This window comes from Streptomyces sp. NPDC017529 (genome assembly GCF_044329785.1).
Taxonomy (GTDB): Bacteria; Actinomycetota; Actinomycetes; order Streptomycetales; family Streptomycetaceae; genus Streptomyces.
In genome coordinates, this window is sequence record NZ_JBIRJY010000004.1 from 185,624 (window position 1) to 206,246 (window position 20,623).

16 protein-coding genes are annotated in these 20,623 nt (G+C 72.5%); 7 read left to right on the forward strand and 9 right to left on the reverse strand.

The window, feature by feature from the left end:
* Positions 1-29: 29 nt before the first annotated feature.
* Both greA and ACH4K4_RS11545 read right to left on the reverse strand, forming a co-directional pair.
* Complete coding sequence (greA, locus tag ACH4K4_RS11540; RefSeq protein WP_398166580.1) at positions 30-527, reverse strand: transcription elongation factor GreA; 498 nt, start codon at positions 525-527, stop codon at positions 30-32.
* Positions 528-749: 222 nt separating this feature from the next.
* A complete protein-coding gene (locus ACH4K4_RS11545; protein ID WP_398166582.1) occupies positions 750-1,157 on the reverse strand; it encodes a DUF4307 domain-containing protein in 408 nt (135 codons plus the stop codon).
* 94 nt (positions 1,158-1,251) lie between these two features.
* On the opposite strand from ACH4K4_RS11545, the gene mca reads away from it, so the two are divergent.
* Together mca and ACH4K4_RS11555 are read left to right on the forward strand one after the other, a co-directional pair.
* A complete protein-coding gene (gene mca / locus ACH4K4_RS11550; RefSeq protein WP_398166584.1) occupies positions 1,252-2,124 on the forward strand; it encodes a mycothiol conjugate amidase Mca in 873 nt (290 codons plus the stop codon).
* A 4-nt stretch (positions 2,125-2,128) separates the two neighbouring features.
* Positions 2,129-2,413, forward strand: a complete 285-nt coding sequence (locus ACH4K4_RS11555; protein ID WP_398166585.1) for a hypothetical protein — start codon at positions 2,129-2,131, stop codon at positions 2,411-2,413.
* Positions 2,414-2,472: 59 nt separating this feature from the next.
* On the opposite strand, the gene ACH4K4_RS11560 is transcribed toward ACH4K4_RS11555, so the two are convergent.
* On the reverse strand, positions 2,473-5,760 hold the full coding sequence (locus ACH4K4_RS11560; protein WP_398166587.1) for a tetratricopeptide repeat protein: 3,288 nt from the start codon (positions 5,758-5,760) through the stop codon (positions 2,473-2,475).
* A gap of 233 nt (positions 5,761-5,993) precedes the next feature.
* On the opposite strand from ACH4K4_RS11560, the gene ACH4K4_RS11565 reads away from it, so the two are divergent.
* The 3 genes from ACH4K4_RS11565 to ACH4K4_RS11575 all read left to right on the forward strand — a co-directional run bounded on the left by ACH4K4_RS11565 (position 5,994) and on the right by ACH4K4_RS11575 (position 9,768).
* Complete coding sequence (locus ACH4K4_RS11565) at positions 5,994-8,033, forward strand: thioredoxin domain-containing protein (protein ID WP_398166588.1); 2,040 nt, start codon at positions 5,994-5,996, stop codon at positions 8,031-8,033.
* A 91-nt stretch (positions 8,034-8,124) separates the two neighbouring features.
* On the forward strand, positions 8,125-9,150 hold the full coding sequence (locus ACH4K4_RS11570) for an MDR family NADP-dependent oxidoreductase (RefSeq protein ID WP_398166589.1): 1,026 nt from the start codon (positions 8,125-8,127) through the stop codon (positions 9,148-9,150).
* 150 nt (positions 9,151-9,300) lie between these two features.
* Positions 9,301-9,768, forward strand: a complete 468-nt coding sequence (locus ACH4K4_RS11575; protein WP_398166591.1) for a MerR family transcriptional regulator — start codon at positions 9,301-9,303, stop codon at positions 9,766-9,768.
* Between the two features lie 33 nt (positions 9,769-9,801).
* Here the strand turns inward: ACH4K4_RS11575 and ACH4K4_RS11580 are convergent, their stop codons facing one another.
* Positions 9,802-10,434 (reverse strand): TetR family transcriptional regulator, encoded by a 633-nt coding sequence (locus ACH4K4_RS11580; RefSeq protein ID WP_398166593.1) that lies wholly within the window; start codon positions 10,432-10,434, stop codon positions 9,802-9,804.
* Positions 10,435-10,901: 467 nt separating this feature from the next.
* A complete protein-coding gene (locus ACH4K4_RS11585) occupies positions 10,902-11,630 on the reverse strand; it encodes a hemolysin III family protein (protein WP_398166594.1) in 729 nt (242 codons plus the stop codon).
* A gap of 238 nt (positions 11,631-11,868) precedes the next feature.
* Here ACH4K4_RS11585 and ACH4K4_RS11590 point away from each other — a divergent pair, with 238 nt between their 5' ends.
* Positions 11,869-13,692, forward strand: coding sequence for a phosphoenolpyruvate carboxykinase (GTP) (locus ACH4K4_RS11590; RefSeq protein ID WP_398166595.1), 1,824 nt, complete (start codon positions 11,869-11,871; stop codon positions 13,690-13,692).
* A gap of 150 nt (positions 13,693-13,842) precedes the next feature.
* Here the strand turns inward: ACH4K4_RS11590 and ACH4K4_RS11595 are convergent, their stop codons facing one another.
* Both ACH4K4_RS11595 and ACH4K4_RS11600 read right to left on the reverse strand, forming a co-directional pair.
* The gene (locus tag ACH4K4_RS11595) at positions 13,843-14,250 is read right to left on the reverse strand and encodes a hypothetical protein (protein ID WP_398166597.1); all 408 of its coding nucleotides are present in this window, start codon (positions 14,248-14,250) and stop codon (positions 13,843-13,845) included.
* 104 nt (positions 14,251-14,354) lie between these two features.
* Complete coding sequence (locus ACH4K4_RS11600) at positions 14,355-15,566, reverse strand: pyridoxal phosphate-dependent aminotransferase (protein WP_398166598.1); 1,212 nt, start codon at positions 15,564-15,566, stop codon at positions 14,355-14,357.
* 203 nt (positions 15,567-15,769) lie between these two features.
* Here ACH4K4_RS11600 and ACH4K4_RS11605 point away from each other — a divergent pair, with 203 nt between their 5' ends.
* Entirely contained in the window at positions 15,770-17,587 is a 1,818-nt protein-coding gene (locus ACH4K4_RS11605; protein WP_398166599.1) for a P-loop NTPase fold protein, read from the forward strand.
* On the opposite strand, the gene ACH4K4_RS11610 is transcribed toward ACH4K4_RS11605, so the two are convergent.
* Both ACH4K4_RS11610 and ACH4K4_RS11615 read right to left on the reverse strand, forming a co-directional pair.
* A complete protein-coding gene (locus ACH4K4_RS11610; protein ID WP_398166601.1) occupies positions 17,523-19,139 on the reverse strand; it encodes an amidohydrolase family protein in 1,617 nt (538 codons plus the stop codon). The two genes, ACH4K4_RS11605 and ACH4K4_RS11610, sit on opposite strands and share 65 nt — an antisense overlap.
* A 105-nt stretch (positions 19,140-19,244) precedes the next feature.
* On the reverse strand, positions 19,245-20,525 hold the full coding sequence (locus tag ACH4K4_RS11615; RefSeq protein WP_398166602.1) for an amino acid deaminase: 1,281 nt from the start codon (positions 20,523-20,525) through the stop codon (positions 19,245-19,247).
* Positions 20,526-20,623: the final 98 nt, after the last annotated feature.

The window sequence follows — 20,623 nt, forward strand, 5'->3', positions numbered from 1 at the left end:
TCGCACTGCTCGGGCGGCGCCGCGGGCGCTCAGCCCGTGTACGGCTTGGCTTCCAGGATCTTCACGGAAGCCTTCTTGCCGTTGGGGAGCTCGTACTCGGCGGTCTCGCCGATCTTCTTGCCGTTCACGCCGCTGCCCAGCGGGGACTGCGGGGAGTAGGTCTCGATGTCCGAGCTCGCGTACTCCCGCGAGGCCAGCAGGAACGTCAGCGTGTCGTCCGGGTCTCCGTCGAACGCGATGGTGACGACCGCGCCGGGGGCCACGACACCAGTGGCGGCGGGAGCCTCGCCGACCTTCGCGGTCTCCAGCAGCTGCTTGAGCTGGCGCATGCGAAGGTCCTGCTTGCCCTGCTCTTCCTTGGCCGCGTGGTACCCGGCGTTCTCCTTCAGGTCACCTTCCTCGCGGGCCGCCGCGATCTTCTCGGTGATCTCGGCGCGTGCGGGACCAGACAGGTACTCCAGCTCGGCCTTGAGCTGGTCATACGCCTCCTGGGTCAGCCAGGTGACGTTGTCGCTGGTCTGGGTCACAGGTGCTCCTCGTCGGTGCTGGGGATAAATCAAACGCCCTACCAGGAAGGCTGCGCCTCCACGGGTGGGCGAAACCACGAGCCTAACAATTCCGGCACAAAACGGGGAAGGGGAATTTCGCTGAGAACGCGTTCGACGGCATCGCCGCCGGTCAGCGCGCCGGGACGCGGCGGCGCCGCGACACACCGGCCCCGCGACACACCGGCCCCCGGCCGGCGCCGGTCAGCCTCCGGAGGACGTGCAGCCGACCAGCACGGCGTTGGTCGCGCGCGCCGTCGTGCGCACGGTGACCTCGATGTCCACCTGCTCCTTGGGCTGGTCGACGGTGACGTCCTTGCGCCCCACCTCGGCGCCGCTGTCGGACTGCGAGCGCAGCGTGCACACACCGGTGTCGTCCTTGCCCTTGACGACTTCCAGGTGCACCTTGACGGCGTGGTCCGAAATCCGGTCCCAGGTGATCACGCGGCCGCTGAGGTCCTGTCCGGAGATGTAGGAGAAGCCGGACCAGCCGACCACGCCCAGCAGCGCCACGCCCAGCACCGCGCCGACGATCTTCAGCTTGCGGTCCGCGCGCTGGTCGGCGGAGCGGCCGTAGCGTCCGTCGGGAACCCCTTGGCGCACCGCCGTCATGATCGTCCTCCTGCCGGGGGCTCCGGAATTAATCGCCCCGCGCTTCGGTCACTATAGGAAACATCTTCTCCGGCCTTTCACTGAGGATCGAGTCTTGACTGAGCAGCTGCGACTGATGGCAGTGCACGCCCATCCCGACGACGAGTCGAGCAAGGGCGCGGCCACCATGGCCAAGTACGTGTCCGAGGGGGTGGACGTGCTGGTCGCCACCTGCACGGGCGGGGAGCGCGGCTCCATCCTCAACCCGAAGCTCCAGGGCGACCCGTACATCGAGGAACACATCCACGAAGTGCGCAAGAAGGAGATGGACGAGGCCCGGGAGATCCTGGGCATCAAGCAGGAATGGCTGGGGTTCGTCGACTCCGGGCTGCCCGAGGGCGACCCGCTGCCGCCGCTGCCCGACGGCTGCTTCGCCCTGCAGGACGTCCAGGCGGCGGCCGAGCCGCTGGTGAAGCTGATCCGCGAGTTCAAGCCGCAGGTCATCACGACCTACGACGAGAACGGCGGCTACCCGCACCCCGACCACATCATGACCCACAAGATCTCGATGGTGGCCTTCGAGGCGGCCGGGGACCCGGAGCAGTACCCGGAGGCCGGCGAGCCCTGGCAGCCGCAGAAGCTCTACTACAACCAGGGCTTCAACCGGCCGCGCACCGTCGCGCTGCACGAGGCGCTGCTGGAGCGCGGCCTGGAGTCGCCGTACGGGGAGTGGCTGGAGCGCTGGAAGGAATTCGAGCGCCGCGAGCGCACGCTGACCACGTACGTGCCGTGCGCCGACTTCTTCGAGATCCGCGACAAGGCGCTGATCGCGCACGCGACGCAGATCGACCCCGACGGCGGCTGGTTCCGGGTGCCGATGGACATCCAGAAGGAGGTCTGGCCGACGGAGGAGTACGAGCTCGCCAAGTCGCTCGTCGACACGTCCCTCCCCGAGGACGACCTCTTCGCGGGCATCCGCAACAATTGAGTCCATGATGAGCGCGACTAGCACCCTCGCCGTGACGCACTTCGTCACCCTTGCCGACAGCTTCGACAAGGACAAGGTGACCCCGGGCGTCCTCGGCTTCATCGTGTTCGCGGTCATCGGCGGCGCCGTATGGCTGCTGATGAAGTCCATGAACAAGCAGATGAAGAAGGTCGACTTCGAGGAGTCGCCCGAGGCGCCCGCCGCCTCCGGCGGCACGGCGGCGAAGGGCACGGCGAAGAGCCAGGCCAAGGGGCAGCCCTCGGGGAAGGCGCAGCCCAAGGCGGGCTGAGCGGCGTCCCCTGACGCCGGGCGGGGTGGGACGGACACCGTCCACCGGCCCGTCCGGCGTCACTGCGACGAGGGTATGGACACGCCCATGACCTCGCGTGCGTGGCGGTTCGGGACCATGCCGAGCCGCCATGCCTCCCACCCCGTTTCCGGCTCGACGCCGCGGTCCAGCAGCAGCGCGAACGTCTCCGCGCAGTCCTCCAGCTTCGAGTCGCGGGTCGCGTGCCGCTCCCGCACGAGCTGCGCCAGCTCCTCCTGCGCCACCGCCGTGCCCACCACCGAACCGCCCGGTGAGGCGAACGGCAGCAGGGTGCAGCGCAGGAAGCGGGCCCAGTCCTCGCCGCGCCGGTCGCCGTAGCCGGCGAATGTCCGCGCCGCCTCGTCGGCCAGCTCCAGCGCCTGCGCCGTCCGGCCGTTCCCGGCGTCGATGATCACCAACTCCAGGCAGGACCACGCCTCGCCGTGCGGGACGCCGATCCGCTGGAAGTCCTTGCGGGCGTCCTGGAGCAGCTGCCGGGCGAAGCCGCTGTTGCGCAGCGAGCCGGTCTGCGCGGCCCGCAGGTCCCGGGTGACCCGCCCGGAGTGGTGCCGGGCGCAGGCGAGGCCGTAGCCGTCCTGCATCCGGCTGAACATCGTCCGGGAACGCTCCAGGTGCCGCAGCGCCGCGTCCAGGTCGCCCTGCTCCTCCAGCGACTGGCCGAGGTAGTACAGCGTCCAGGCCTCGCCGCGGGCGTCCTCGTACCGGCGGTGCAGGGGCAGCGCGTGCCGCAGCTGGTCCACCGCGGGGCCCGGGTCGCCGTCCACCAGCCGCGCACGGGCCAGCTGGGTCGTCGCCCACGCCTCGCCGCGGTCGTCGTGCGTACGGCCGTAGAGGTCCAGTGCCGCCTGGAACGCGCTCTCCGCCTGCGGCACCTCGCCCATCCGCAGGTACACCTGGCCGAGCTGGAAGTGCGCCCACGCCTGGCCGTGCAGGCTCTCGCTCTCGCGGTGCAGCTCCAGGGACTCGCGCAGCAGGTCCAGCGCCACCGCGACCTGCGCGCGGTCACGCTCCACCGCCGCCAGGGCGTGCAGCGTCCAGGCCCGGTCACCGCGCACGTCCGCCTCGGACTGCATCGCGAGGGCCTCGCGCAGCTTGGCCGCGGCCTCCGCCAGATTGCCCTGCTGCTGGAGCGTGATGCCCAGGTCACGCAGGGCGCGCGCGGCCCCCACCGGATGCTGCGCCTCGAAGTACAGGTCCACCACCGAGGCCAGGGTCGTCCGCGCCTTGTCCAGCTCGCCGAGCTGGCGGGCCGCGACGCCGGTGCGCCACTGCACGGACCGGACGAGAAGCCCCTGGTTGGCGGCCTTGGTCAGCTCGCTCAGCTCACCGAGGCGGTACAGGTCGCCGCGCAGCAGGCAGTAGTCGGCCAGCGCGCCCAGCAGGTGGGAGACGGCGGCCTGGTCCACGTCCTGGTCGGCGTGGCGCAGGGCGGCCGTGATGAAGCTGGTCTCGTCGTCCAGCCACTGGAGCGCCGCGTCCAGGGAGGTGAAGCCGTGCGAGCCGAAGCGGTCGGCGCGGGTGGACGTCCGGCCGTCGACCAGGCGGATCACCGAGTCCGCCAGCTCCGCGTAGCCGCGGATCAGCCGCTCCTGGGCGGTGGCGCGCTCGGCCGGGTCCTCCTCGTCCAGCAGGCGGGTGTGCGCGAAGTGGTGCACGAGCGCGTGCAGGCGGTAGCGGTCGCTGCGCACCCGCTCGATCAGCCCCGCGGTGGCCAGCGTGGACAGCTGCCGCTCGGCCTCCGGCTCGGCCACGCCCAGCAGCGCCGCCGCGGCGGCGGCCCCCAGGCTGGCCCGGCCGACCAGCGCGAGCCGGCGCAGCAGCCGCCGGGCCGTCTCCGACTGGTCCGCGTACCGCAGCCACAGCGCCGTCTCGACCGGTGCCGCCCGGTCCGCTGCCGACGGGTGACGCGCGGCGCTCTCCGCCAGGTCGGCGGCGAGCGTGGCGGGCGACCGCGGGCCCAGTGAGGACCCGGCCACCCGCAGGGCCAGCGGCAGCCCGGCGCACAGCTGCGCGATGCGCTCGACGGACCGGTGGTCGTACGGCCCCGTCTCGCCCTGGGACTCGTCGGCCGCGGCCCGCAGCAGCTCCTCCGTGCCCGCCGAGTCCAGCGCCCCGACCGGCAGCTGGTGCACCCACGCCTGGAGGTCGCCGGGCAGCGACATGGGCTCGCGGGTGGTCACCAGCACCAGGCTGTCGGAGCGGTCCGGCACCAGCAGCCGCACCTGCTCCGGATCGGAGGCGTCGTCCAGCAGAACCGTCACGGGCAGGCCCGTCAGGTGTTTGTGGTAGAGCTCCGTGAGCCGTTTGACGTGCTGGTCCAGGGAGGGCCGCTCCCGGAACAGGAGCTGCTCGCGCGGCGCGCCCAGCCGGTTGAGCAGGTGCAGCAGCGCGTCACGGGTCGGCAGCGGCGTTTCGCCCGGTGTGTCGCCGCGCAGGTCCACCACGCACGCGCCGCGGAACTGGTCGCGCAGCTGGTGGGCGGCCCGCACCGCGAGCGCCGTACGCCCCGAGCCGGGCTCGCCGTGCAGCACGACCACCGTGGGCCGGGTTTCGGTGCTGGCGCGGGCCGCGTGCACCCATTGCGCGATCTGCGTGAGGTGCCTGCGCCGCCCGGCGAACGGCTGCTCGGGCTGCGGCAGATGGGCGAAGGACTGCTCCAGCACCGACCGCTGACGGGCCGCCGCGCTGCGGTCCGTGCCGCGCAGCGGCGGCATCCGGGTGGCCCGCGAGGCGGCGGGCTTGCCGGCCGGGCCGCCGCGCGTCGCCGCCGTCAGCATCCGCTGCTGGTCGAGGAACGGCCGGATGCCCCGCACCTCCAACGCCGTCAGCCACTGCAACCGCAGCTGCTCCGGACCGCCCGGCTGGCCGCGCATCCCGGCCTGCCGGTGCGCCGCGGGCCAGTGCCCCGCGGTCAGCTTCACGACCGTCGCCGCGGCGCCCGCGGCGACCACCGCGGCACCCACTCCGAGGGCCGTGCCGGGTCCCGTCCCGTACGCCAGGTCGGTGCCGAAGGCGGCGACCGCCGCGACCAGCGTGGCCACCGCCGGCGTGCTCAGTTCCTTGCGCGTCAGCCGTTCGGACAGCGGCCGGTGCCCGGCCGCCGCCTCGTCCAGCGCGTGCACGTAAGCGCCGTACTCCTCGGCCGCCTTGCCGGCGAGATCGTCCAGCACCGCTTGCGCCCGGGACAGCAGGACGCTGCGGTCCAGGGACCCTCCCGAGCGTCGGACCTCCTCATCGACGGCCCGCGACAGCAGCCCTTCCGCATCCGCCCGGTGGCTGTCGCGCAGCCCGGCCAGTGAGCCCGGCATGCCTTTCCCCCTCCTGCAGTTCCCAGCGTCCCGGCGGCTTCCGGTGCTCCCGGAATTCCCCGGCGTCCCGGCCCGGACCGGCGGCCGGGGCAGCTCGTGCGCCCCGGCCCGCGGTGATCGGCTCCGTACCCACAGTCTTCCGCTTCCGCGCGAATTCCGGCAGGGCTGTGGATAACTCCTCCGCCGCCCCTCCGCTCCCCGCCGCGGCAACCGCGGTGAGAGAGGATGGCCCCATGCCGAACCGCCTGGCTCATGAGACTTCCCCGTATCTGCTCCAGCACGCCGACAACCCGGTCGATTGGTGGCCCTGGTGCCCCGAGGCGTTCGAGGAGGCGCGCCGGCGCGGGGTGCCCGTAATGCTGAGCGTCGGTTACAGCTCGTGCCACTGGTGCCATGTGATGGCCCACGAGAGCTTCGCGGACGAGGCGACCGCGGTGCTGCTCAACGAGCACTTCGTGTCCGTGAAGGTGGACCGCGAGGAGCGGCCCGACGTGGACGCGGTGTACATGGAGGCCGTCCAGGCGGCGACCGGCCAGGGCGGCTGGCCCATGACCGTCTTCCTCACCCCCGACGCCGAACCGTTTTACTTCGGTACGTACTTCCCGCCCGCGCCGCGCCACGGCCTGCCCTCCTTCCCGCAGGTCCTGCAAGGCGTACGCGGCGCCTGGGCCGACCGCCGCGACGAGGTCGGCGAGGTCGCCGGGCGGATCGTCGCCGACCTGTCGGGGCGCTCGCTCTCCGCATCGCTGGCCAAGGGCGACCACGCGCCGCCGGGGCCCGAGGACCTGGCGGCCGCGCTGCTGGCCCTGACCCGGGACTTCGACGCCGTGCACGGCGGGTTCGGCGGCGCCCCCAAGTTCCCGCCGTCCATGGTGCTGGAGTTCCTGCTGCGCCACCACGCCCGTACGGAGTCCGAGGCGGCTCTCCAGATGGCGCAGGCGACCGCCGAGGCGATGGCACGCGGCGGGATCTACGACCAGCTCGGCGGCGGCTTCGCGCGCTACGCGGTGGACGCGACCTGGACCGTGCCGCACTTCGAGAAGATGCTGTACGACAACGCGCTGCTGTGCCGCGCGTACGCGCACCTGTGGCGGGCCACCGGCTCCGACCTCGCCCGGCGCGTCGCCGTCGAGACCGCCGAGTTCATGGTCCGCGAACTCCGCACCGAGCAGGGCGGCTTCGCCTCCGCGCTCGACGCCGACTCCGACGACGGCACCGGCAAGCACGTCGAGGGCGCGTACTACGTATGGACGCCCGAACAGCTGCGCGAGGTCCTCGGTGAGCGGGACGCCGGGCTCGCCGCGCACTACTTCGGCGTGACCGAAGAGGGCACCTTCGAGGAGGGCGCCTCCGTCCTCCAACTGCCCGACACCGACGGCCTGGTGGACGCCGACCGGATCGAGAGCGTCAAGGAACGGCTGCGCGCGGCGCGGGACCGCAGGCCGCGCCCCGGCCGTGACGATAAGGTCGTCGCCGCCTGGAACGGTCTGGCCGTCGCCGCCCTCGCCGAGACCGGCGCCTATTTCGACCGCCCGGACTTCGTGCAGGCCGCCACGGACGCCGCCGACCTGCTCGTGCGCGTCCACATGGACTGGCAGGCGCGGCTGCACCGCACCTCGCGGGACGGTGTGGCCGGCGCCAACTCCGGCGTCCTGGAGGACTACGCGGACGTCGCCGAGGGTTTCCTCGCGCTCGCCTCGGTCACCGGCGAGGGCGTCTGGGCGGAGTTCGCCGGCCTCTTCCTGGACACGGTGCTCGTCCACTTCAGCGCCGAGGACGGCACCCTGTACGACACCGCGGACGACGCGGAACAGCTGATCCGCCGTCCGCAGGACCCGACCGACAACGCCACGCCGTCCGGCTGGACGGCGGCCGCCGGCGCGCTCTTGTCGTACGCCGCGCTGACCGGCAGCGGACCGCACCGGGACGCCGCCGAACGCGCCCTGGGCGTCGTCAAGGCGCTGGGCGGCCGGGCACCGCGCTTCATCGGGTGGGGCCTCGCCGTCACGGAGGCGGCGCTCGACGGGCCGCGCGAGATCGCGGTCGTCGGTCCGGGCGGCGACCCGGCCACCCGGGCGCTGCACCGCGCCGCCCTCCTGGGCACGGCGCCCGGCGCGGTGGTCGCCCTCGGAGAGCCCGGTACGGAGGAGGTGCCGCTCCTGAAGGACCGCCCCCTGGTCGACGGGCGGCCCGCCGCGTACGTCTGCCGCCGCTTCACGTGCGAGCGCCCGGTCACCGGCCCGGAGGAACTGGGCGAGCGGCTGCGGCCCTGAAGGGGAGGCGGGCCGGCCGCCGTCCGCCGGAAGTCCTAGGTCCAGGAGCCGACTTGAACTTCACGCGGGCGTCAAGTTCTAGCGTGGCGGCATGATGAACCGTACCGAGGGCAGCCTGCCCGCCACCCATCGCGAAGTCCGCCTGACCGGCCGGCCCGAGGGACCGCTCACCGACGACCTCTTCGAGGTGGTCGAGGTGCCGGTTCCCCGGCCGGGGCCCGGTCAGGTGCTCGTGCGCAACACGACCATGGCCGTCGCCGCCGTGATGCGCACGCTCATGGACGAGGTCACCAACGTCCCGATGCCGTCCTTCGTGCCCGGCGAGGCGCTGTACGGGTCGGCCATCGGGGAGGTGGCCGAAGCGCCCGGCGGCGAGTACGCCCCCGGCGACCTGGTGGAGCACAACCTCGGCTGGCGGGAGTACGCCCTCGTGGACGCCGCGGCGCTGCAGCGCCGCGACCCGGACCTGCTGCCCGACCCGGCGGCCTATCTCTCCCAGGGGCCGACCGCCTACATGGGCGTCGTGCGGGGCGCCGATGTGCGCCCTGGTGACACGGTGTTCGTGTCCGGCGCGGCCGGCGGCGTGGGGTCGCTGGCCGGCCAGATCGCCCGGCTGCGGGGTGCCGCGCGGGTCATCGGCAGCACGGGATCGCAGCGCAAGGCGGATCACCTGGTCAAGGAACTGGGGTACGACGCGGCCGTGATCCGCGGCGCGGGCCCCATCGAGGAGCAGCTGCGCGAGGCCGCCCCGGACGGCCTCGACGCGGTCTTCGACAACGTGGGCGGCGAGCAGCTGCAGGCGGCCATCGCGCTCGCCAACCGCGGCGCCCGCATCGCGCTGGTCGGCGCGCTGTCCACCCAGCTCGCGGATTCCGGTAGGCACACGACCGAGATCGACACGCTGTCCCTGCTCGCCCGCAGCGTCACCCTGCGCGGGGTCGCGCTCTACGACCACCCCGAAGTGATCGATGAGTGGAACGAGGAGTTCGGGCGCGGCCTGAAGGAGGGCTCGCTCACGTTCCCGCACGCCCGGCTGCACGGCATCGAGGAGGCGCCGCGCGCCCTCCAGGAGCTGATCGCGGGACGGCACCTGGGGGCCGTGCTGGTGGAGTTGTAAGAGCCAGACGCAGGCTCTGAGTCTCCGCCGTACAGACGGTTCGGTCGGCCGGCCCGGTGGTGCGGTGTCCCGGCGACGTACGGTCTGACGCAGGAGTCGACGTACGTACCGGGGCACCGCCTGCCAGGAGCCCCGGCGGGGGAGGACCGGATGCGCATCGGGGACGCCGCGGCTGCCGCGGGCCTGACGGCCAGAGCGCTGCGCTATTACGAGGAGCACGGGCTGGTGACTGCCCGGCGCACGCCGTCGGGGCACCGCGTGTACGCGCCGGAGGACGTACGCCGGCTGCGGATGGTGCGCGAACTCCTCGAAGCCGGGCTGACGGTGGGCGACATCAGGTCGTTCGCGCACCTTCTCGACACGCTGCCGCCCGACGGCGTCCCCGAGGCCCTGTTCACCGGCGACGGGCCGGTGGACGCCGGGGAGAACGGCGCGGAGGACGGCTCGGGGGCGGGCTCCTGCCGCGCGGCGGAAGCGGTGGCCCGCCGCAGGCTGGCCGATCTGGACGCCCGGATCGAGCGGCTGACCCGGCTGCGCGCGCGGCTGGCGCGGCGCCTCGGCGAACCGGCCAGGGAAGCGGGGCGGGTGGCCCCGTACGGCAGTGCCCTCAGGGAGTGAGGCGGGCGGCGGCGCTTCTCGGCTGCGGGGCGCTCAGAGCGTCAGGCCGCGGGCGAGTACGTCCATCGTCCGGCCGATGAGGGTTTCGGGGGCGTCCCGCCGGCCGTCCGCGACCCAGCGCACCAGCGCTTCCTGGAGCGCCGCCAGGATCGCCGTGGCGACCACCCGGATCTCCAGGTCGTCGGCGGGCCTGCCGGTCCGCTCCGCCAGTACGGCGCTGATCATCGCGCTGTCCCGCGCGGTGTTCTCGGCCGTCCGGCCGCGGACCGCCGGCACCTCGCGGACGAGCCGGATGCGCTGGACCAGCTCGGTGCGCTCCTCTGCCGCGAGGCGCCGCAGCGTCTCGACGGCGGCGTGCCGCATCGACTCGACCACCGGCTCGTCGGCGGGCCTGGCCCGCAGCCCCGCCGCCAGCACGGGTGCGTACGCGTCGGTGAGGACGATGTCCTCCTTGGTGGGGAAGTAGCGGAAGACCGTGCTGGGGGAGACGTCGGCGGCCTCGGCGATCCGGTCGACGGGGGTCGCGTCGTACCCCTGTTCCTCGAAGAGCCGGTAGGCGGCCCGGCGGATGGCCCGCCGGGTCTGGAGCTTCTTCCGCTCCCGCAGTCCGGGCTTCTGGGCGCCCGGCTGCGCGGCGGACTTCTGTGCGGAGGCCATGGTCGTCATTGTCCGGCACCGGTGGTCCCCGGCCCGGCCCGGCCCGCGCGGGCGAGGGGCGCCTGCCGCGCCGGGCCCGTACCCCGGCGCGGCAGGCGCCGAGAAACAGGGGATGTTGGGGGGTGAGAACTGTCGCCCCCAGGGGCATTCTTGATGTCTCCTTGTTTGTCAGTGGTGTGTGTAACGCTTTAGCCAGGGCAAGGTCACTGTCAGTGATTCTTGGAGGGGGTGTTGCGCGTATGCGTACCGCAGTCGATGTGTTTGCCGTGTTCGCGGCAGCGGTGTGCGTCGGAGGTTTCCTCGTCGGGGGGACGGCCACGGTGGTGGCGCTGGTCCTGGCCGGGGTGGCCGCCCTGACATGGCAGGTGGCCGCGGCGTCGAGGCCGCGGCCACGGGTGGGCGGGGGAGCGTGGCGCCGACGGGGCAAGGGCGCCGGGTCCCGCGGCCGGGGCGGGTCCCCGGGCGCGGCGGGAGCCTCAGGAATGCGAATAGGCCACCAGTGAGATCCCGACGTAGTGCACGACGAAGGCCGCCAGCGTCAGGGAGTGGAAGACCTCGTGGAAGCCGAACCAGCGCGGTGACGGGTTGGGGCGCTTGATCCCGTAGATGACGCCGCCCGCGCTGTAGAGGACGCCGCCGACGATGACGAGTACGAGGACGGCGATGCCGCCCTTGCGCAGGAAGTCGGGCAGGAAGAAGACGGCCGCCCAGCCCATCGCGATGTAGCAGGGGGTGTAGAGCCAGCGTGGCGCGCCCACCCAGAAGACGCGGAAGGCGATGCCGGCGAGGGCGGCCGCCCAGACGGCCCACAGAAGCGTCTGGCCGCGGGTGCCGGGGACCAGCAGCATGGTCAGCGGGGTGTAGGTGCCCGCGATGATCAGGAAAATATTGGCGTGATCCAGTCGTCGCAGGACGGCGCCCGCGCGCGGGCCCCAATTCCCGCGGTGGTAGAGGGCGCTGATGCCGAAGAGCAGGCAGGCGGAGAGGGTGTAGACGGCGCAGGCGATCCGGCCGCGGGTGCTGTCGGCCAGGGCCGTGAGCACGACACCCGAGACGAGGGCGGCGGGGAACATTCCGGCGTGCAGCCAGCCCCGCAGCTTGGGCTTCAGTGGCGCGGCCAGGCCGGCGACCGTGGATACGGCGTCGGCGGCCGCGCTGGTCACAGGAGAGGTGTGGCTTTCGGCGGCGTCGGGCGCGGAAGTCATGGCGGCAATGCTACCTACGCCACCGTAAGTTACGGATTGATCCGGAAGTGGTGACGGTCACGAGGACCTCCTCTGGACAGATATGGATCGGGGTCGGATGATCATATGAGTGCGGTCGGCACCGGATGAGCGGTCGCGAAGCATCCGGGTCGCAGCCCCCAAGGGGCAGACATCTTCAGCAGCGGGCCCTGCCGGCATGTCGGGCAGCGGTCCGTCCAACCCTCATCTAGGAGCGATCGTGGCGCGCGACAACGCGGCTCCCTCCCCCGTACCGACCACCCACCGGGAACTCGTTTCCTGGGTCGACGAGATCGCAGCCATCACCGAGCCGGACCGTGTCGTGTGGTGCGACGGTTCGGAGGCGGAGTACGAGCGCCTGTGCGAGGAGCTCGTCGCCAAGGGCACCTTCCGGAAGCTGGACCCGATCAAGCGCCCCAACTCCTACTACGCCGCGTCCGACCCCTCGGACGTCGCCCGGGTCGAGGACCGCACCTTCATCTGCTCCGAGAAGGAGGAGGACGCGGGCCCGACCAACCACTGGAAGGCCCCGGCGGAGATGCGCGAGGTCTTCACCGGTGAGCAGGGCATCTTCCGCGGCGCGATGCGCGGCCGGACGATGTACGTCGTCCCGTTCTGCATGGGGCCGCTCGGCTCGCCGCTCTCCGCGCTCGGCGTGGAGATCACCGACTCGGCGTACGTGGCCGTCTCGATGCGCACCATGACCCGGATGGGCCAGGCCGTCCTGGACGAACTGGGCGAGGACGGCTTCTTCGTCAAGGCCGTGCACACCCTCGGCGCCCCGCTGGCCGAGGGCGAGGCCGACGTGCCGTGGCCGTGCAACTCCACGAAGTACATCTCGCACTTCCCCGAGGACCGTGAGATCTGGTCCTACGGCTCCGGCTACGGCGGCAACGCCCTGCTGGGCAAGAAGTGTTACGCGCTGCGCATCGCCTCCGTCATGGCGCGCGACGAGGGCTGGCTCGCCGAGCACATGCTGATCCTCAAGCTCACCCCGCCGCAGGGCGAGCCCAGGTACGTCGCCGCCGCGTTCCCGAGCGCCTGCGGCAAGACCAACCTCGCGATGCTGGAGCCCACGATCTCCGGCTGGACCGTCGAGACCATCGGCGACGACATCGCCTGGATGCGGTTCGGCGAGGACGGCCGGCTGTACGCGATCAACCCCGAGGCCGGTTTCTTCGGCGTCGCGCCCGGCACCGGCGAGCACACCAACGCCAACGCCATGAAGACCATGTGGGGCAACTCGGTCTTCACCAACGTCGCGCTGACCGACGACGGCGACGTGTGGTGGGAGGGCATGACCGAGGAGCTGCCCGCCCACCTGACCGACTGGAAGGGCAACGACTGGACTCCGGAGTCCGGCACCCCGGCGGCCCACCCGAACGCGCGTTTCACCGTCCCGGCGGGCCAGTGCCCGATCATCGCGCCCGAGTGGGAGGACCCCAAGGGCGTGCCGATCTCGGCCATCCTCTTCGGCGGTCGCCGCGCCAGCGCCGTACCGCTGGTGACCGAGTCGCTGACCTGGCAGCACGGCGTCTTCCTCGGCGCGAACGTGGCGAGCGAGAAGACCGCGGCGGCCGAGGGCAAGGTCGGCGAGCTGCGCCGCGACCCGTTCGCCATGCTGCCGTTCTGCGGCTACAACATGGGCGACTACATGGGCCACTGGGTCAAGGTCGGCGCCGGCAAGGACCAGGCGAAGCTGCCGAAGATCTACTACGTCAACTGGTTCCGCAAGGACGAGTCGGGCCGGTTCGTGTGGCCGGGTTTCGGCGAGAACAGCCGGGTGCTCAAGTGGATCGTCGAGCGCCTGGAGGGCAAGGCCGAGGGTGTCGAGACCCCGATCGGCGTGCTGCCGACGAAGGAGGCGCTGGACACCGAGGGCCTCGGCCTGGCCGACGCCGACCTGGACTTCCTGCTCACCGTCGACAAGGACGTGTGGCGCGAGGAGGCGGCGCTGATCCCCGACCACCTGAACACCTTCGGTGACCACACGCCGAAGGAGCTGTGGGACGAGTACCACGCGCTCGTACGCCGCCTGGGGTAGTACGGCGAAACGGTCCGGCGCAGGCCGGACCGCCACGGTCGACGGCCGGGGTCACGTGCACGAACACGTGGCTCCGGCCGTCTTGTTCGCCATTCCCCGGATCGAGCCGAGGCCGTCCCCCGGGATCAGGCCGGGGGCGGGCTCCCCGGATCAGGCCGAGGCCAGCTCCTGCACCGCCGCGTGGGTCTCCATGCGCTCCGCCGCCAGCGCGGCGGCGGCCCGGTCGGACCGCGAGGTGGCGACCGCCAGGGCGCTGCCCGCCAGCATCCGGGCGCGCTGGTGCAGCCGGGGCGCGCGGGACGGGTCGCCGCCGCCGGTCGGCGCGGCACGCAGCGGGTACGCCCCGCCGCGCAGCCGCGTCACCTGGTCGGCGATGCGCTCGGCGGCGTCGTCCAGCGCGGGGTCGGGAACGGCGGCGCGCAGCTCGTCGGTGACGGTGAGCAGCGCGGTCAGGTGGCCGGCGAGCCGGATGTCCAGCTCCTCCGCGCGGGAGCGGTGCGGGACCTCCTGGTCGGCGGCCATGGAGTGGACCGACTTGGTGCGGATCGGTTCGTACATGGGACGGCCTCCTGGCAACACTCAACGGCTAGGAGACCATCCTAGCTTAGACACTGTCTAAAGTTGTGATCCGTACAGGCGTGGCGCCGCCCTCCCGGGCGCGCTCAGTACTGTCCGTAGCCGTCCAGGAACCTGCCGATGCGGGTCACCGCGTCCGTCAGGTCGTCCTTGTTCGGCAGCGTGACCAGCCGGAAGTGGTCCGGCTCGGGCCAGTTGAAGCCCGTGCCGTGCACGATCATGATCTTCTCGGCGCGCAGCAGGTCCAGCACCATCTGCCGGTCGTCCTTGATCTTGTAGACCTTCGGGTCCAGCCGCGGGAAGGCGTACAGCGCGCCCTTCGGCCTGGTGCAGGTGACGCCCGGGATCTGCGTCAGCAGCTCGTACGCGGTGTCCCGCTGCTCCAGCAGCCGGCCGCCCGGCAGCACCAGGTCGTTGATCGACTGACGCCCGCCAAGGGCGGTGGCCACCGCGTGCTGCGCGGGCATGTTCGCGCACAGCCGCATGTTGGCGAGGATCGTCAGGCCCTCGATGTACGAGGCCGCGTGCGCCTTCGGGCCGCAGACCGCCATCCAGCCGCTGCGGTAGCCCGCCACCCGGTAGGACTTCGAGAGCCCGTTGAACGTCAGGGTCAGCAGGTCGGGGGCGAGCGAGGCGAAGGGGGTATGGGTGACGCCGTCGTAGAGGATCTTGTCGTAGATCTCGTCGGCGCAGACGATCAGGTTGTGCCGGCGGGCGATCTCGGCGATGCCGCGCAGCAGCTCATCGTCGTACACCGCGCCCGTCGGGTTGTTCGGGTTGATGACGACGATGGCCTTGGTGCGGTCGGTGACCTTGCGCTCGATGTCGGCGAGGTCCGGCATCCAGTCCGCCTGCTCGTCGCAGCGGTAGTGCACCGCCGTCCCGCCGGACAGCGAGACCGAGGCCGTCCACAGCGGGTAGTCGGGCGCCGGTACGAGGACCTCGTCGCCGTCGTCCAGCAGCGCCTGCATCGACATCTGGATCAGCTCGGAGACGCCGTTGCCCAGGTAGATGTCGTCGACCGACAGCTCGATGCCCTTGGTCTGGTAGTGCTGCATCACCGCGCGCCGGGCGGACAGCAGGCCCTTCGCGTCGCCGTAGCCGTGCGCGGTGCCGACCGAGCGGAGGATGTCCTCCAGGATCTCCGGCGGGCACTCGAAGCCGAAGGCCGCCGGGTTGCCGGTGTTCAGCTTGAGGATGCGGTGCCCCGCTGCTTCGAGCCGCATCGCCTCCTCAAGGACCGGACCCCGGATCTCGTAGCAGACGTTGGCGAGCTTCGTTGACTGGATCACCTGCATGCCAGCCACCTTACGGGCGCGTAACACGGGCTGCCTGGTGTTTTTGTTCACCTTGCGGGGACCGGCGGTGTGGAGTTGCTCACCCGCCGTCACGGCGTGCGGCGCAGCGCGGGCCCGTACGCCCGGCGCACGGAGGGCTCACACCCGCGCGCGCCGCCGGTACGCTCCGGGGCAGTGAGCGGACGATCACGGGGGGCGGCACGGTGACATCGGGGCAACGGCTCGCACTGCTCAACGACGAGCCGGTGGACTCGGCCGGCGCCGACCTGCTGGGAACGGGCCGGGCCGCCCGGCAGCTGGCCGGCCTGCTGGTCGGCTCCCGGTCCTCCACCCCCTTCACGCTCGCCGTCGACGCCGGGTGGGGCATGGGCAAGAGCAGCCTGATGCGCCTGGTGGACGCGGAGCTGACGGCGGCGCCCGAGGTACACACCGTCTGGTACAACGCCTGGACCTCGACCGGCGCGGACGCACTGGAAGGGCTGATCAAGTCGGTCCTGATGCGCTTCGACCGCAGGCTGCTGCGGCGGGCGCTGCACCGGGTGTCCGAACAGCGGGCCCTGCTGCGTGCCCTGCGGGCGCTGGCGACCGTCGCGGCCGGCCCGCTCGGCGCCGCGGGGCTGGTCGACGAGCTGTGGAGCAGCCTGTCGGTCAACTCCCAGGCCCGTAACGAGATGCGCGACGCGATCCGCGACCTGGCCCAGGAGTGGGCCGACAACGCCGCCTACGCGCCGCGCCGGATGCTCGTCGTCTTCATCGACGACCTGGACCGCTGCTCAGAGGAGACGGTGCTCGCGGTGTGCGAGGCGGTCAAGGTCTACCTGGACGTGCCGGGGCTGGCGTTCGTGATCGGCTGCGACCGGTCGGTGATGGGGCCGAGCGGCCTGCTGCGCGATCTGTCACCGGCCGGCACCGCCTTCATGGAGAAGATCTTCCAGACCAGCTACCGCATCCCGGTGGCCGACGGCCGGGGCGTACGGGAGTACATCACGTGGTGCGCGCGCACCGCCGGTATCGAGCGACTCCTCGACGAGCCGCTGGTCGACCTGCTCGCCGAGCGCTCGGCCCGCAACCCGCGCCGCATCAAACGGCTGGTCAACGGCTTCGTCCTGGAAGCCACCCTGAACCCGGTGTGGGCCGACCACCCGCCGGAGGCGGTGCTGCGCACGTTACTGATCCAGTACTTCTACGCCGACTTCTACCGGATGATGACCAGCCCGCCGGGCGCCGACGAGGGCGATGTGATCGCGGACTTCTGTACGTACCGGCGGGTGCGGACGCTGCTGCGGACGGCGGCGCCCGTACCCGAGGCCGAACGGCCCCGGGTCGAAGCCTTCCTGGAGCGGCGCGACGTACCGCGCGATCTGACCGACCCGTCCGCGACGCTGGAACGGCTGGAACGCGAACTGCCCACCGTCTTCCCCGACGTGGTCGCCGACCAGGTGTTCAACTCGCTGCTCGACGGCCTGCTGGAGCTGCCCCGCTCCGGGGAACTGGTCCACAGGCTGCGCGATGGCGCGCCGGCGCTGGTGACCCTGCCGCAGCAGGACCCGGCGTACGGGGCGGGCTGGCCGGGCGGCCCCGGGCTCGGCCGGGTGCCGTCTCTCGCCGGGGCGCTCGCGGGCCGGACGATTCTGTGGGTGGACGACAACCCGGAGAACAACGCGTCGCTGATCGCCTGGTTCCGGCAGGCGGGGGCGACCGTCGAGACCGCCGTGGACTCGCTGGAGGCCGATGCCGCCATCGCCGACCGGCCGCCGTCCCTGGTGATCTCCGACATCGCCCGGGGCACGGACGGCCGGGCCGGTTTCACGCACGTCGCGGCGCTGCGCCGGGAGGAGCGTTACACGGGTCCGGTCGTCTTCTTCGCCGGCCGGGTCACGCCCGCCCGTAAGGACACCGCCAGGGAACTGGGCGCGCTGGGCGTCGCGGACGACGGCGCGGAGCTGGAACGACTGGTCAAGAGCGCGTTCGCCGGACCGCCCGCCCCGCCAGTACGTCCGTACGCCGTCCGTCCTCGATGACGAAGCGGCCGTCGATCAGGACGTGCGGGATGCCCGTCGGCAGGGTGCGCGGCGCGTCGAAGGTGGCCCCGGCGGCGACCGTGTCCGGGTCGAAGAGCACCAGGTCGGCACGGTAGCCCTCGCGGACCAGGCCGCGGTCGGGCAGCCGCAGCCGGGCCGCGGCGCGCGCGGTCAGGTGCGCCACGCACTCCTCCAGCGACAGCACGCCCAGCTCCCGCACGTACGTCCCCAGGTACTTCGGGAACGTGCCGTACGCGCGCGGATGCGGCTTGTTGCCCTGGAGGATGCCGTCGCTGCCGCCGGTGTGCACCGGGTGGCGCATGATCTCGCGGACGTTCTCCTCGTGCCCGACGTGCTGGAGGATCGTCGAGCCGAGCCGGTCCTCGACCAGCAGGCGCCGGGCCGTCGTCCACGGCTCCTCGCCGCGCTCCAGCGCCGAGCGGGCGACCGTCTTGCCGACGTGGTCCTCCAGCGCGGGGTTCGAGACGCCGGAGATCTCGATGGTGTCCCACTCGATCGGCACGCCGTGGCAGCCGTCCGCGCCCTCCACCTCCATGACGTGCCGGATGCGCCCGGCCGCCGCGTCGTCCCGCAGCCGCGCCAGGATCGCGTCGGGCCCGCCCTCGCTCGCCCAGCTCGGCAGCATCGCGACCAGGGTCGTGCAGCCGGGCGTGTACGGGTAGGTGTCCAGGGTGATGTCGGCGCCGGAGGCCAGGGCCCGGTCGAGGAGGGCGAGGAGTTCGGGGGCGCGGCCCTTGTTCACGCCGAAGTTCATGGTGGCGTGGGCGAGGTGCAGGGCGCAGCCCGCCTGGCGGGCGAGGCCGACCATCTCCTCGTACGCCTCCAGCGCGCCCGCGCCGTACGAGCGGTGGTGGGGGCAGTAGTAGCCGCCGTAGCGGGCCACGACCCGGCACAGTTCGGTGAGTTCGGCGTCGTCCGCGTACATGCCGGGGGTGTACGTCAGGCCGGAGGACAGCCCGACGGCGCCCTGCTCCAGGCCCTCCGCGACCAGCTGCCGCATCCGGGCCAGCTCGCCGGGCGTGGCCGCGCGGTCCTCCCAGCCCAGTGCCAGCATCCGCACGGTGCCCTGCGGGACGAGGTACGCCGCGTTGACGGCGATGCCCTGCCCGTCGAAGCCGTGGTCGAGGCGGTCCAGGTACTCGCCGACCGTGCGCCAGACGAAGTCGATGTCCGAGCCGTCCCCGTTCCAGCCGGTGATCTGCGCGCGGACCTCGGCGAGGGTGCGGTCGTCGACCGGCGCGTACGACAGGCCGTCCTGCCCGATCACTTCGAGGGTGACGCCCTGCGCCGCCTTCGCCTCGTGCGACGGGTCGCGCAGCAGTGCCAGGTCGCTGTGCGCGTGCATGTCGATGAAGCCGGGGGAGAGGGCGAGGCCGCCGCCGTCCACGACGCGCGCGGCGCCGGGGCGCGGCCCGGTGTCCGTCTCCCGGCGGATCTCGGCGATCCGGCCGCCGTCGAGGGCGACGTCCGCCCGGTAGGAGGGGGTGCCGGTGCCGTCGATGACGCGTACGTCGCGGACCACGGTGTCCATGACCGAACTGCCTTTCCTGTGAGCCGGGGCGCGCCGCGGCGGTGGCTGCACGACCCCGCGCCGAAGTCTCGCGGCCCGCAAGGGGCCGTGGGGACCTGGGGGCCGTCAGAAGAACGTACGGACGTAGTCCACGACCGTGCCGTCCGCCTCGGCCACCGGGATCAGCTGCCACTTGTCGAACGACGTGCACGGGTGCGACAGCCCCAGGCCGACCCAGTCGCCGACCTCCAGGTCGCCGGAGCGCTCCGTACGGACCCAGGCGTGCTGGTCGGAGAGGCCGGTGACGGTGATCCCGTCGGCGGGCCGCTCGGTGCCGTCCCGCGCGGACCGTACGACCTGGGCCTGCGGCAGGTCGAGGTCGTATGCCGCGTCGCGCTTGCCCGCGTTCAGGAACGCCTGCCCGGGGGACGGGCGCGAGACGACCTGGGCCCAGAGGCGGAAGGCGGGCCGCAGGGCGCCTTCCGCCGGGACGCGGTTGAAGGGGGTCAGCCGGCGGTAGTGGCCGTCGTCGTGGGAGACGTACGCGCCGGAGCGCAGCAGCTTCAGCAGCGGCCTGGACAGCTCGGGCGCCTCGTCGAAGACCTCGGCGACCGCGTCGAACCAGGCGCTGCCGCCCGCGCTGAGCACGATCTCGTCCAGGTCGGCGAAGCGCGCGGACCGGTCGAAGGCCACGGTGAGCGAGAGGAGCCGGCGCAGCCAGGCGGTCACCCGCTCCGGTGTGGCATCGGGCACCTCGCCCTCGTAGCCGGCGATGCCGACCAGCCGCAGGGTGTCCACGCCCGCGACGGCGTCGGCCAGTTCGACGCATTCGGCGTCGGTGCGGACACCGGTACGGGCGCCCTCGCCTGCGGCCAGTTCGATGACCACGTCCAGCGGGCGGGTGGCGCCGGCCGCGCGCAGGGCGGCGTCCATCAGCTCCACGCCGCGCAGCGAGTCGACGTAGCAGATGCAGCGGAAGCCGGGGTCGGCGTCCAGTTCGGCGGCCAGCCAGCGCAGCGCCGCGGCGTCGACGACCTCGTTGGCGAGGAAGATCCGCCGGATGCCGTGGGCGCGGTAGACGCGGGCCTGGTGGGGGACGGCGGCGGTGATGCCCCACGCGCCGCGGGCGAGCTGGCGGGCGAAGAGCTGCGGCGCCATCGAGGTCTTGCCGTGCGGCGCGAAGGCCAGGCCGTGCCGCTCGGTGTACGTCTCCATCAGCGCCAGGTTGTGGTCCAGCGACTCGGCGGACAGCGCGAGGACGGGCGTGGTGAAGCCGCCGGTGAACAGGTTGCGCCGCTCGGCCGCCAGTTCGCCGACGGTACGGCCGGCGGCATCCGGGGGAAGCCCCTTGAAACGGTGGTCGACCCGTTCGTCCGCGAGGGTCTTCGCGTGCCGCTCGGCGGCCATGGGGCCTCCTCGAGAGTCCTTGTTGCACTGCGTGCAACACCCATTGCGCATATCGCTCACTGCTGTCTAACATCCGAGCCATCGCCGGGTCAATGGTG